Raw genomic sequence first — 12,169 nt, 5'->3', positions numbered from 1 at the left:
AAGGCGCCCACACAAGTCACCTGCGCACACTGTCAAAGATCAATCACTTGCGATCCTTTCTTCAGATCGCCCCGAGACCTTTCGTCCCGGGTGAGCCGCCCATTCTACATCCCTTTCTCTGCCCGTCAACACCTTCGTGTGATGTTTTTCAGCTGAGCGGGAGCCCTTCACGAGGCGTTCGTCGAAGGGGCGAGAATCATAGCGCTGCTGGCGCGTCCTGTGAAGGGGGCGTTGAGTTTTTTCTCGCTCCGTTGGTGGCTGTTCAACGGCTACACTCGAACGCTCCCTAATTAAGGATGCGTCATGAAACCCACCTTGTTTGTGCCCCTGCTGCTGGCTGCCGGCTGCGCCGTGGCGGCGCAACGCGCATCCGTGCCCGCGGTGGAGCTGCACGGACACCACTTCTCTACCGAGTTGGCCACCGACGACGCCAGTCGTGAGCACGGCTTGATGATGCGTACGCAGCTTCCGCCCGATCACAGCATGCTGTTCGTCTTTCCGGACTCCGAGCCGCGCTGGTTCTGGATGAAGAACACGTTGGTGCCGCTGGACATCCTTTACTTCGACACCGATCGCAAGCTGGTCTCCATGCAGCTGGACGTGCCGCCGTGCAAGGCCGATCCGTGCCCGAGCTACCCAAGCGATGCGCCGGCGCGTTACGTCCTCGAGTTGGCGGCCGGGACGGCGCGCAACATCGGCGCGCAGACAGGCGATGCGCTGACCATCGAGGGTAATGTCGGCACCGTACGCTGAGTGCCCGCGCCACGGCGACAAGGCAGACCGATCCGGTAGGGAACCAGTTGCGAGGGATCGAAGCGCTCCAACATCTCCCACTCGTCTTCGAACGGAATGAACTGCTGCATGGCGTGCTCCTCCTGTGGATGCACGCCAGCATCAAAGCAAACGGCCCGGTCCGTACGGTGACGGAACCGGGCCGTTTGCTGACGGGCGCGGGGCGCGGATCAGTCGACTTCGACCATCTCGAAATCATCCTTGGTGGCGCCGCAGTCGGGGCAGGTCCAGGTGTCGGGCACATCTTCCCAGCGCGTGCCCGGTTCGATGCCCTCCTCGGGGAGGCCCAGCGCCTCGTCGTAGATGAAGCCGCAGACGACGCACATCCACTTGCGTCGCGCGTCGGGTTGGTCGGTGCTCATCGGCTTAGGTCTTCGTCAGCAATCGAATGGGACATTCTCGCAACTCCCCCGCCTCAGCGAAAGCCAGGCGGCTCACCATCAGGAGTCCACACATGGACAACTTCCCATCGCGAGGCCTCTATGCCGTCACCGCCGGGCCGCGCACCAGCCTGCTGACCGATGTCGAGCAGGCGCTCGCTGGCGGCGCGCGCCTGGTGCAGTACCGCGACCTGAGTGGCGACGACGCGCGGCGCCTGGCCGAAGCCCATGCCCTCAAGCGTTTGTGTGATGTGCACGGCGTGTCGCTCCTGATCAACGGCGATTCACTGCTCGCCCAGGCCGTGGGCGCCGCCGGCGTGCACCTGGGCGAAAGCGCCGAAGAGATCGCCGGCGCGCGCGCCCGGTTGGGGAGCCAGGCCATCATCGGCGTGTCCTGCTTCGATTCGCTCGAACGCGCGCTCGCCATGGTGGCAGCAGGCGCCGACTACGTTTCCTTCGGCGCGTTCTTCCCCTCGCCCACGCTGCCGCACGCGCGGCTGGCGTCCGTCGACCTGTTGAGGCAGAGCGCCGCACTTGGCGTGCCGCGGGTGGCTATCGGCGGCATCACGCCGGACAATGGCGCCGTCCTGGTCGAAGCGGGCGCCGATTACCTCGCCGCCATCTCGGCGCTGTTCGGCGCCACCGACGTGCGTGCCGCATCGAAGCGCTTCGCCGACCTCTACGCGTCCCGAACCGGAAATCCCCATGACGACCAACCATGATCTCTTCCAGCGCGCCCAGCGCCTGATGCCCGGCGGCGTGAATTCGCCCGTGCGCGCCTTCAGGTCGGTCGGCGGCGAGCCGTTCTTCACCGCGCGCGCCGATGGCGCCTATCTGTGGGACGTCGAAGGCGCGCGCTACATCGACTATGTCGGATCCTGGGGACCGATGATCGTAGGCCACAACCACCCGCGTGTACGCTCGGCCGTGGAGCGCGCGGTGCGCGATGGACTCTCCTTCGGCACGCCGTCGCCGGCCGAAGTGACGATGGCCGAGGCGATCACCCGTCTGGTGCCCTCGGTGGAGATGGTGCGCATGGTCAACTCCGGCACCGAGGCGACCATGTCGACGATCCGCCTGGCGCGTGGCGCCACTGGGCGCAGCAAGATCGTGAAGTTCGAGGGCTGCTACCACGGCCATGGCGACAGCTTCCTGGTCAAGGCCGGCTCCGGAGCGCTGACCTTCGGCGTGCCGACCTCTCCCGGCGTACCCAAGGCGGCCGCCGACCTCACCCTCACCCTGCCCTACAACGACCTTGCCGCTGCCCAGGCGCTGTTCGACGAGCAGGGCGCGGACATCGCCGGCCTCATCATCGAGCCGGTCGCAGGCAACATGAACTGCATTCCACCGCAGGAAGGCTACCTGCAGGGCCTGCGCGAGCTGTGCACGCGCCACGGCGCGCTGCTGATCTTCGACGAAGTCATGACCGGTTTCCGCGTGGCGCTCGGCGGCGCCCAGGCGCATTACGGCGTGGTGCCCGACCTGACCACATTCGGCAAGGTGATCGGCGGCGGCATGCCGGTGGGCGCCTACGGCGGGCGACGCGCGTTGATGGAACAGATCGCGCCCGCCGGCCCGATCTACCAGGCCGGCACGCTCAGCGGCAACCCGGTGGCGATGGCCGCCGGCCTGGCCATGCTGGAGCTGATCCAGGCGCCGGGCTTCCACGATGCCCTGGCGGCACGCACGCGGCTGCTGTGCGATGGCCTACAGGCGGTGGCCGACGGCGAAGGCGTGCCCTTCAGCACCAACTGCGTCGGCGGCATGTTCGGCCTGTTCTTCACGCGCGAGAAGGTGGAGAGCTATGCGCAGGCAACCGCCGCCGATACCGCCATGTTCAACCGCTTCTTCCACGGCATGCTCAAGCGCGGCGTATACCTGGCGCCGAGCGCGTTCGAAGCGGGTTTCCTGTCCAGCGCGCACAGCGAGCAGGACATCGCCGACACTTTCGAGGCCGCGCGCGCCTCTCTGCGCGAGGCGCGCCAGGCTTAGAGCCTTCAGGCCCGCAAGCCCGCCACGGTGACCGAAGGACCGGCCGTTACCAACTGCCGGTATTGGGCATGGACGCCCACGGCTCCTGGGGCGGCAGGTGCCCGTCCTGCAGCAGTTCGATCGAGATCCGGTCCGGCGAGCGCACGAACGCCATGTGGCCGTCGCGCGGCGGACGATGGATGGTGTAGCCCATGGCCTGCAGGCGCCCGCAGGTGGCGTAGATGTCGTCCACGCGAAAGGCCATGTGGCCGAAGTTGCGTGCCGAACCGTAGTCCTCTTCCGAGCCCCAGTTGTAGGTCAGCTCGATCTCCGCATCCGGGCTGTCCGGCGCGGACAGGAATACCAAGGTGTACCTGCCTTCGGGCACTTCCTTGCGGCGCATTTCGCGCAGGCCCAGGCCTTCGCAATAGAAGCGCAGCGACGCGTCCAGGTCATGCACGCGGACCATGGTGTGCAGGTATTTCATGGCACCTCCCCGGTGGATTCGGCGAGGAAGCCGGCGAGCGCCGCGCGCAGGCGGGACAGGCCTTCGGCAAGTTCCTCGTCGTTGATGGTCAGCGGCGGCAGCAGGCGCAACACGTCCGGGCCTGCCTGCAGCAACAGCACGCCATGCGCGGCGGCCAGGTCCAGCATGGCGCCGGCCTTGCCACGGTACGGCTCGGCAAGCGCGGCGCCGAGCATCAGCCCACGACCGCGTATTTCCTCGAACAGGCCCAGCCCGGCGTCAATGTCGGCCAGCCCCCGGCGCAGTTCGTTGGCCTGGCGCTCGACGTTCAGCAACACCGCGGGTGAGCCGAGCTTGGCCAGCGCCACGCGCGCCACGGCAGCGGCCAGCGGATTGCCGCCGAAGGTCGAGCCATGCGCACCGACCTGCATCACCTGGGCCACCTTCTCGCCGGCCAACATGGCGCCGACCGGGAAGCCGGCGCCGAGCGCCTTGGCGAGCGTGACGATGTCCGGTACCACCTCGTCCTGCACGTAGGCGAACAAGGTTCCGGTGCGGCCCATGCCGCACTGGATTTCATCCAGCACCAGCAACGCGCCGTGGCGATCGCACAATTGCCGCACCTGCCTGAGGAAGCCCGGCGCGGCAGGGCGCACGCCGCCTTCGCCCTGCACCGGCTCGAGCATGACCGCGGCCACGTCGCCGGGGGCAAAGGCCGCTTCCAGCGCCGCAACGTCGTTGAAATCGATGTAGCGGAAACCACCCGGCAACGGCTCGTAGCCTTCCTGGTACTTCGGCTGCGCGGTTGCCGTGACCGTGGCCAACGTGCGCCCATGGAAGGACCCGCGGAAGGTCACGATCACGCGGCGGTCGGCCGCGCGGCCCTGCGTGGCCGCCCAGCGGCGCACCAGCTTGATCGCCGCCTCGTTCGCCTCGGCGCCGGAATTGCACAGGAACACGCGCTCGGCGAAGCCCGACGCTTCGACCAGCTCTTGCGCCAGCTTCAGGGGCGGCTCGGTATAGAACACGTTGCTGCTGTGCCAGAGCTTGTGTGCCTGCGCAGTGAGGGCCTCGAGCAGATCCGGGTCCTGGTGGCCCAGGCCATTTACTGCGATGCCGGCGCCAAGGTCGACGTAGTCGCGGCCCTGGGTATCCCACAGGCGCGCGCCGCGCCCATGATCGAGCACCAGTTCGCGCGGGCGATACACCGGCAACCAATAGCGCCGGGCCAGATCGATAAGGGATGCGTCGTGCACTGACATGACTCTTTCCGGCGGCGCCGGGCGCCGCCGCGACAAGGTTATTGAGGACGCGGCGGGGTGCCGCCCGCGCATGCTAGCACCGCGTGTTCGCAGGCTGGGCGGTCGGCGGCGCCGTGTCCTTATACTTCCGCCCGCCGGGGGGCACACGGGGGACAGGGATGGTGATCGATTTTCTGGATGAGTCGGCACCGACCGACCAGGCGGCGGACATCTGCATCGTGGGTGCCGGTGCCGCCGGGCTCGCCATGGCCCATGCCTTCATTGGCACGTCGCTCAAGGTGTGCCTGATCGAGAGCGGCGGCTACGCCGGCGAAGAGCGCAACCAGGCCCTGTACGAGGGCCACTCGGTGGGGTCCCCGGCATTCGACGCAGCCAGCTCGCGCATGCGGGTATTCGGCGGCAGCTGCAACCTTTGGGGCGGCGGCTGCATGCCGCTGAGCGCGTTGGACCTCAGTCCGCGCGACTGGGTGCCGCACAGTGGCTGGCCACTGTCGCCGGCGGAACTGGCGCCTTATTACCAGCGCGCACGCAGGTTCTGCGGCATAGAAACCCACGCGCTGGACGGCGACCGCTTCCTCAGCGCGCTCAAGCGTCCTCCGGTGCCCCTCGCCGACACGCTGGTCAACCAGATCTTCGTGCGCAGCTCGGTGCTGTTCGGGCAGGCCTATCGCGCCCAACTGGAGCGCGCGCCGAACATCACCGTACTGCTGCACGCCAACCTGCTCGAACTGCTGGCCACGCCGGACGGGGCGGCGGTGCGGCACGCATGCATTGGGGCACTGTCCGGGCGACGCGGCAAGGTGCGCGCGAGGCACTTCGTGCTGGCCTGTGGCGGCATCGAGAACGCGCGGCTGCTGTTGTTGTCCGATTCGGTGCTGCCCAAGGGTCTGGGCAATCGTCACGGTCTGGTCGGCCGCTACTTCATGGATCACCCCAGCGGCAAGCTGGGCACGCTGCATGCGAAGGCGGCCGACCGGCTGGCCCGGCCCTACGATCGCCAGCTGGGGAAGGGCGTGGCGCCGTTCCCCGAAATCGGACTGTCCGAGCAGGTGCAGCGCGCCCACCGGCTATTGAACGGCCGCGTGCATCCGTTCGCGGTCGAGGGGCCGGTGCCACGCGGCCTGCGCGCGCTGCGTGGCCTGCGCGCGGCGATGCGGACGCGATCGGTCGACGAGAACGGCCGGCTCGAAGCACGCCTGTGCGCGGCGATGCGCAGCGAAACCGCGCCCGAGGCCATGCTCGCGCCGGCGCGCGGCTCGCTGGGCAAGCTGGCGCTGCAGCTGGGCATGGGCATGGGCGACGTGGCACATGCCTTCGCCCGTCGGCTGGTCGACAAGCCGGCCGTGCGTGCCAGCCACGTCCAGTTGGTCGGCTATTTCGAGCAGGCGCCCAATCCGGACAGCCGCGTCAGCCTGGGCGAGGAGCGCGACGCGCTGGGCCAGCGCAAGGTCCGCATCGACTGGCGCCTGACCGCACTGGACCGCCACACCTACCGAACCGCCGCCAACCTGTTCGGCACCGAGCTGGCCCGCGCCTGTGATGGCCGCTTCGAACCGGATGCCTGGCTGTCCGAGGACAACGCCTCCCCCGCGCGGGTGCGCGGCACGGCGCACCACCTGGGGACCACCCGCATGGCCGACGATCCCGGCCGAGGCGTGGTCGACCGCCACTGCCGCGTGCACGGCATGGACAATCTGCACGTCGCCGGCAGCTCGGTATTTCCCACCGGCGGCTGGGCGTTTCCCACCTTCACCATCATCGCCCTGAGCCTGCGCCTGGCCGACCGCCTGCAGGCGATGTGCCTGGCCTAAGCCCAAGCATCGCCAGCTTCAATCCAGGAACAGGTCCGGCAGCAGGGGTGCGCCCGGCGCCACCGCATAGTGGCCGAAGGAGGTCGCGCCCTGCTCGCGCAGCACCGCCTCGTCGATCGCGAAATGGCCGGTGTAGGACCGCGCCGGTCGGGTCAGGATCGCGTGGGCGGCATCGGCGACGATCTCCGGCCGGCGGCACTGTTCCGGCCGCACGCCTTCGATCATGCCGATCGCCGCGGTGGCGATCACCGTACGCGGCCACAGCGCGTTGACCGCGATGCCCAAGGGCGCGAATTCGGCGCTCATGCCCAGCACGCAGAGGCTCATGCCCATCTTGGCGATGGTGTAGGCAGTGTGCGGCGCGAACCATTTCGGGTCCAGGCTGGGCGGCGGCGCCAGCATCAGCACGTGCGGGTTGGCCGCACGCTTCAGGTGCGGCAGGCAGGCCCGGGTGACCAGGAACGTGCCGCGCGTGTTCACCTGCTGCATGAGGTCGAAGCGCTTGACCGGCGTATCCGCCACGCCGGCCAGCCAGATCGCGCTGGCGTTGTTGACCACGATGTCGATGCCCCCGAAGCACTCGACCGTCTGCGCCACGGCAGCGTCCACCTGCGCCTCGTCGCGGATGTCGAGCTTGAGCGCGAGCGCCTTGCCGCCCGCCGCCTCCACCGCGGCGGCGGCGGTGTGGATGGTGCCCGGGAGCTTCGGGTTGGGCACGCTGCTCTTGGCGGCGATCGCCACGTTGGCGCCATCGCGCGCGGCACGCAGGGCGATCGCCAGGCCGATGCCGCGCGAGGCGCCGGTGACGAACAGGGTCTTGCCGGCCAGCGTGTCGGTCATGGGTCGAGGCGAGCAGTCAGGTGACTGGACAGGATACGCCGGCGGCCGCGACGCCGGATGACAACGGTCACTGGACGCGCCGGCCACGCGCCATCAGAGTGCGCCCGTCACCCCGGGAGGCGCCGCCGATGGGCACACTCGTATCCTTTCCCGTCCCGCCCGCCGCCCAGGCGGCGATACCCGCGCCGGCCCTGCGCGTCGACGGGCTGCGCAAGCGCTTCGGGCGTCGCGAAGTGCTATGCGGCGTCGACTGGGTCGTGCCCTCCGGGCGCGTGATCGGGCTGCTAGGGCGCAACGGCGCCGGCAAGACGACGCTGCTGCGCTGCCTGCTCGGACTGGCTCCGGTCGATGACGGCACCGTCCGATTGTTCGGCACACCAATGGCCGAACCGGGTGGCGAGCGGCTGCACCGGGTCGGCTTCGTGCCGCAGAACTTCGAGCTGTTCCCGTGGATGAAGGTCAAGAGCTATCTCGACTTCACCGCCGCCTTCTACGCGCGCTGGAACCCCGCGCTGACCGGGCGGCTGCTGGAGGAGTGGCAGATCGATCCGACCCAGAAGATCGGCCGGCTGTCCCAGGGCCAGCGCCAGAAGCTGGCCATCGTGCGGGCGATCGCTCCGGAGCCGGACCTGCTGGTGCTGGACGAGCCGGTGGCCAGCCTGGATCCGCAGGCGCGCCGCGCTTTCATGGCCGAACTGCTGGCGCTGATGGGCGCCCCGGGCAAGACGGTGATCTTCTCCACCCACATCACCGCCGACCTGGAGCGCGCCGACGCCGACATCGCGCTGCTGCGCGACGGCCGCATCCAGTTCACCCGGCCGCTGGCGGAGCTGAAGGCGCGGCTCTGCCACGCGGTGCTCAACCGCCCCGCCGGCTGGAGTGCGCCGCCGGCGCTGGATGGCGTGCTCAAGTCGCGCATCGCCGGCGCCAGCCTGCACCTGCTGCTGGAAGACGTGCCGCCCGAGCGGCTGCACCAACTGGCCAAGGAGCAGGACGCCAGCCTGCGCATCGACATGCCGACGCTGGAAGATCTGTTCGTGGAACTGGCATGAGAGCGGTCCTCCAGCTGTGGCTGCTGCCGTGCCGGCAGATGCCGCTGCTGGGCGTGCTCGCCCACCTGTTGTGGTTGGCTGCGCTGGCGTGTTTGGCGTGGGTCACGCCGCACGCCCATGGTGCGGCCCTGGGCGCCGGGCTGATGGCGATGGGAAGCTGGTTCTGGCACATGGGCCTGGGCGCCGCACTGCGTGGCGCCTGTCAGCCGGAAAACTTCCTGCTGCCGGCTTTCCGCCCCCGGCTTGCCGGGCTGGCGCTGGCCGATGCGGCTGTCTGGGTGGGTGTCCCGGCTGCGCTCGCAATCGCATCGGGTATCCCGCATGCGGCCCTGGGCGCCGGCCTCTTGCTGGTCGCCGCGGCCATGGGCTTCGCGATGGGCGTGGAGCGCTGGATCAGCCTCCTGTTCTGGCCTTTGCTGGTGCTGGCCGGCTGGATGCCGGGCCTGGTCGCCGAAATACTGCGCGGCGCCCTGCGCTCGCCATTGACGCTGCCGTTGCTGCTGCTTCTCGCCGCCTTGCTGCTGCGACTGGCGTCGCACCCGATGCTGCAGTTGGCCGACCGGCCGCCGGATGCCTCGCCGCTGGAGGGCTTGAGCCTGGGCCGCGGCGCCACGCCCGAGGCCGCTCCGCGGCGCAGCGCATTGGGCCGGCGCATCGAGGAGGTGTTCGATGCCCTCGCGCAGCGCGCGCTCGCGCGCGCTCTGGTGCGCTACCGGGAACGTCCTTCCACCGCGCGCCGCCTGACCTTGGTACGGCGCCTGCTGCTGCCGCACGACAACCCCGGTGCGATCGTCCTGCGCATGGCGATCATGGCGGTGTTCGCCACCTTGTACGTGGTGGTGGCGCTGCATCGCCGGCATGCCGATGCGACCGTGGTGGGCGCCTATGCCGTATTGCTCGCGCTCGCGCGCTTCCCGCAGGTCGGCCGCGGCATGCAACGCATGCGCCCGAACCTCGCCGACCTCTATCTCACACTGGCACCGGCCACGCGCACGGCCTATCAACAGATGCTGGCCGACGCACTGCTGGTGCTGGTGCCGATCGGCACGCTCAGCGCACTGGCCTATGCCGGGTTGGGCATCGTGCTGAGCCGCGCCACCCAGCTGGGCCCGATGCTGCTGGTCACGCTCATCGTCGCCAGCAGCGGCGGCCTGGTCGCGCTGGCCGTGCACCTGGTCGGACCACAGGGCACGGTCGGGCGGCAGCTGGTCAACGCCATGGTTCTGGCCGGCGCAATGGCGACCTACTGGGGTGGCGCGTGGCTGGTCGGCGCACTCGGCTACCTGGTCGGCGGAGGAGTGCTGGCGCTGGTGACGCTGGGCTTCGGGTTGGGCGTCTGGTTCGCCGCCCAGCGCGAATACCAGCGGCGCGAGCCGTGCTTCGACGCGCCTCTGACCTAGGTGCTATTCGGATTGCCCACCTCGGGACTTAGCTTTCCATCGCCTGGACGAAGCGCCGGGGCGCGTTCTCGAAGCCGCCGTTGGACATGAACACCACATGGTCGCCCGGGCGGACCTGCTGGCGCAGCGCCTCGACCAACGCCGCCACCGTAGGCGCTGTGCGGCCGCGGCCCGCCAGGGCATCGGTGACTCGCGCGGCGTCCCACGGCAGTTCCGGGCGGTGCAGGAACACCACCGCGTCGGCATCGACCAGCGAAGGTGCGAGGCCGGCGGCGTGCGCGCCCAGACGCATCGAGTTCGAGCGCGGCTCCAGCGCCACCAGGATGCGCGCCTCGCCTACCTTGGCGCGCAGGCCGGCCAGCGTGGTGGCGATCGCGGTCGGGTGGTGGGCAAAATCGTCGTACACGCGCACGCCGTCGGCTTCTCCCACCAGCTCCATGCGGCGCTTGACGCTTTCGAAAGTGGCGAAGGCAGGCAGCAGCCCGCGCGCATCGGCACCTGCCGCCGCTGCCGCGGCCAGCGCGGCCAGCGCGTTGAGCACGCTGTGCCGGCCCAGCAGCGACCAACGCACCTCGCCGACCGCTGCGCCGCGGTACTGCACGGCGAAGGCCGACCCGTCCGCCTCGAGCAGCCGCGCCTGCCAGTCGCCCTGGCCGATACCGAAGGTCTCCACCGGTGTCCAGCAGCCCATCGCCAACACCTGCGCCAACGCCGCGTCATGCGCATTCACGATCAACCGGCCGTTGCCCGGCACGGTGCGCACCAGGTGATGGAACTGCCGCTGGATCGCGGCCAGGTCCGGGAAGATGTCCGCGTGGTCGTACTCGAGGTTGTTGAGGATGGCGACGCGCGGACGGTAGTGCACGAACTTCGAGCGCTTGTCGAAGAATGCGGTGTCGTACTCGTCCGCCTCGATCACGAAGGGCGCATCCGCATCGCCCAGGCGAGCGGACACGCCGAAGTTGCCCGGCACGCCGCCGATCAGGAAGCCCGGAGCCATGCCGACGCCGTCCAGCAGGTGCGCCAGCAGGCTGGTGGTGGTGGTCTTGCCGTGCGTTCCGGCCACCGCCAGCACCTCGCGTCCGGCCAGCACCGTCTCGCCCAGCCATTGCGGGCCGGACAGGTAGCGCAGGCGCGCGTCGAGCATGTGTTCGACCGCGGGGTTGCCGCGCGTCATCGCGTTGCCGACCACGACCAGATCCGGCGCGGGCTGCAGGTGTTCGGCCGTATAGCCGTCCATCAGCCGGATGCCGAGCGCTTCGAGCTGGGTGCTCATCGGCGGGTAGACGGCGGCGTCGGATCCCTCCACAGTGAGGTCCAGCTCGCGGGCGAGCGCAGCGACGCCGCCCATGAAGGTGCCGCAGATGCCTAGGATATGCAGGCGCATGCTTGAAAAACCCTCCCTCTCGCCGGATGGGGCTCCCTCTCCCGCCGGGAGAGGGGCTGGGGGCGAGGATACGGGGCTTGCGGGGAGGCTTGCGGCCAGGTCAGCCGTTGGCCGCGGCGGATTCGCGCTCCAGCGCGCGCTTGATGCGCGCGGTGATCTCGTCGAGCGAGCCGACGCCGTCGACCACCTGCAGCTTGCCGCGCTTGGCGTAGAAGTCGGCCACCGGCGCGGTCTGTTCGGCATAGACGCCCAGGCGCTTGCGCACCGTGTCGGGGTTGTCGTCGGCGCGCCCTTCGGCCTGGAAGCGGATCTGGCAGCGGCCGACGATGGCCTCGCCCGGCACCTCGAGCTTGACCACTGCATCCAGCGGCTGGCCGATGCGCGCGAGCAGATGGTCCAGCGCGTCGGCCTGCGCGAGGTTGCGCGGGTAGCCGTCGAGGATGAAGCCGTTGCGGGCGTCGTCCTGGGCCAGGCGTTCTTCCAGCATGCCGAGCAGGATGTCGTCGGAGACCAGCTGGCCGGCGTCCATGACCGCCTTGGCCTTCAGGCCGAGTGCGGTGCCTGCCGCGACCGCTGCCCGAAGCATGTCGCCGGTGGAGATGTGCGGTACGTTGAGGTCGGCTTTGAGCCGCGCGGCCTGCGTGCCTTTGCCCGAACCGGGCGCACCGAGTAGGACGAGTCGCATAATGCTCCGGGGCGTGAGGTCCGCGCGCACGCTGCGGCGGTTCGCCAGATTTCACCCAAGGGCTGTCAAAGTACCGTCTGCACCTGATGCAGTCAAACCAAGGCGCGGCGCCGTTCGCGCCAA

Annotated in this window: 12 protein-coding genes; 6 read left to right on the top strand and 6 right to left on the bottom strand. The window is 69.4% G+C overall.

Annotation, left to right across the window (positions count from 1 at the left end):
* Nucleotides 1–303: 303 nt before the first annotated feature.
* Complete coding sequence (locus VGU65_RS04920; RefSeq protein ID WP_327473418.1) at nt 304–753, top strand: DUF192 domain-containing protein; 450 nt, start codon at nt 304–306, stop codon at nt 751–753.
* Between the two features lie 209 nt (nt 754–962).
* On the opposite strand, the gene VGU65_RS04915 is transcribed toward VGU65_RS04920, so the two are convergent.
* The gene (locus tag VGU65_RS04915; protein WP_327473417.1) at nt 963–1,154 is read right to left on the bottom strand and encodes a rubredoxin; all 192 of its coding nucleotides are present in this window, start codon (nt 1,152–1,154) and stop codon (nt 963–965) included.
* Between the two features lie 92 nt (nt 1,155–1,246).
* Here VGU65_RS04915 and thiE point away from each other — a divergent pair, with 92 nt between their 5' ends.
* Both thiE and hemL read left to right on the top strand, forming a co-directional pair.
* The gene (gene thiE / locus VGU65_RS04910) at nt 1,247–1,894 is read left to right on the top strand and encodes a thiamine phosphate synthase (protein ID WP_327473415.1); all 648 of its coding nucleotides are present in this window, start codon (nt 1,247–1,249) and stop codon (nt 1,892–1,894) included.
* On the top strand, nt 1,878–3,164 hold the full coding sequence (hemL, locus tag VGU65_RS04905; RefSeq protein WP_327473413.1) for a glutamate-1-semialdehyde 2,1-aminomutase: 1,287 nt from the start codon (nt 1,878–1,880) through the stop codon (nt 3,162–3,164). Before thiE ends, hemL begins: the two co-directional genes overlap by 17 nt.
* 46 nt (nt 3,165–3,210) lie before the next feature.
* On the opposite strand, the gene VGU65_RS04900 is transcribed toward hemL, so the two are convergent.
* Both VGU65_RS04900 and VGU65_RS04895 read right to left on the bottom strand, forming a co-directional pair.
* The gene (locus tag VGU65_RS04900) at nt 3,211–3,630 is read right to left on the bottom strand and encodes a VOC family protein (protein ID WP_327473411.1); all 420 of its coding nucleotides are present in this window, start codon (nt 3,628–3,630) and stop codon (nt 3,211–3,213) included.
* Nucleotides 3,627–4,871: an acetylornithine/succinylornithine family transaminase gene (locus VGU65_RS04895; RefSeq protein ID WP_327473410.1), complete on the bottom strand. Its 1,245-nt coding sequence runs from the start codon at nt 4,869–4,871 to the stop codon at nt 3,627–3,629. Before VGU65_RS04895 ends, VGU65_RS04900 begins: the two co-directional genes overlap by 4 nt.
* A 158-nt stretch (nt 4,872–5,029) precedes the next feature.
* On the opposite strand from VGU65_RS04895, the gene VGU65_RS04890 reads away from it, so the two are divergent.
* Nucleotides 5,030–6,682: a GMC oxidoreductase gene (locus VGU65_RS04890; protein ID WP_327473408.1), complete on the top strand. Its 1,653-nt coding sequence runs from the start codon at nt 5,030–5,032 to the stop codon at nt 6,680–6,682.
* 18 nt (nt 6,683–6,700) lie between these two features.
* On the opposite strand, the gene VGU65_RS04885 is transcribed toward VGU65_RS04890, so the two are convergent.
* Nucleotides 6,701–7,522 (bottom strand): SDR family oxidoreductase, encoded by an 822-nt coding sequence (locus tag VGU65_RS04885; protein WP_327473406.1) that lies wholly within the window; start codon nt 7,520–7,522, stop codon nt 6,701–6,703.
* Between the two features lie 128 nt (nt 7,523–7,650).
* On the opposite strand from VGU65_RS04885, the gene VGU65_RS04880 reads away from it, so the two are divergent.
* On the top strand, nt 7,651–8,574 hold the full coding sequence (locus tag VGU65_RS04880; protein WP_327473404.1) for an ABC transporter ATP-binding protein: 924 nt from the start codon (nt 7,651–7,653) through the stop codon (nt 8,572–8,574).
* Nucleotides 8,571–9,974 carry a hypothetical protein gene (locus VGU65_RS04875; RefSeq protein WP_327473402.1) on the top strand — a complete coding sequence of 468 codons (1,404 nt, stop codon included), beginning with the start codon at nt 8,571–8,573 and terminating at the stop codon, nt 9,972–9,974. The genes VGU65_RS04880 and VGU65_RS04875 overlap by 4 nt, the downstream gene beginning before the upstream one ends.
* 28 nt (nt 9,975–10,002) lie before the next feature.
* Here the strand turns inward: VGU65_RS04875 and mpl are convergent, their stop codons facing one another.
* Together mpl and VGU65_RS04865 are read right to left on the bottom strand one after the other, a co-directional pair.
* On the bottom strand, nt 10,003–11,361 hold the full coding sequence (gene mpl, locus VGU65_RS04870; RefSeq protein WP_327473401.1) for a UDP-N-acetylmuramate:L-alanyl-gamma-D-glutamyl-meso-diaminopimelate ligase: 1,359 nt from the start codon (nt 11,359–11,361) through the stop codon (nt 10,003–10,005).
* Nucleotides 11,362–11,461: 100 nt separating this feature from the next.
* Entirely contained in the window at nt 11,462–12,046 is a 585-nt protein-coding gene (locus tag VGU65_RS04865; protein ID WP_327473399.1) for an adenylate kinase, read from the bottom strand.
* Nucleotides 12,047–12,169: the final 123 nt, after the last annotated feature.

The organism is Frateuria sp. (assembly GCF_035943815.1).
Lineage (GTDB): Bacteria > Pseudomonadota > Gammaproteobacteria > Xanthomonadales > Rhodanobacteraceae > Frateuria_A.
Note: the sequence above shows the minus strand (reverse complement) of the source record. Positions and strands in the feature narration are given on the sequence as shown.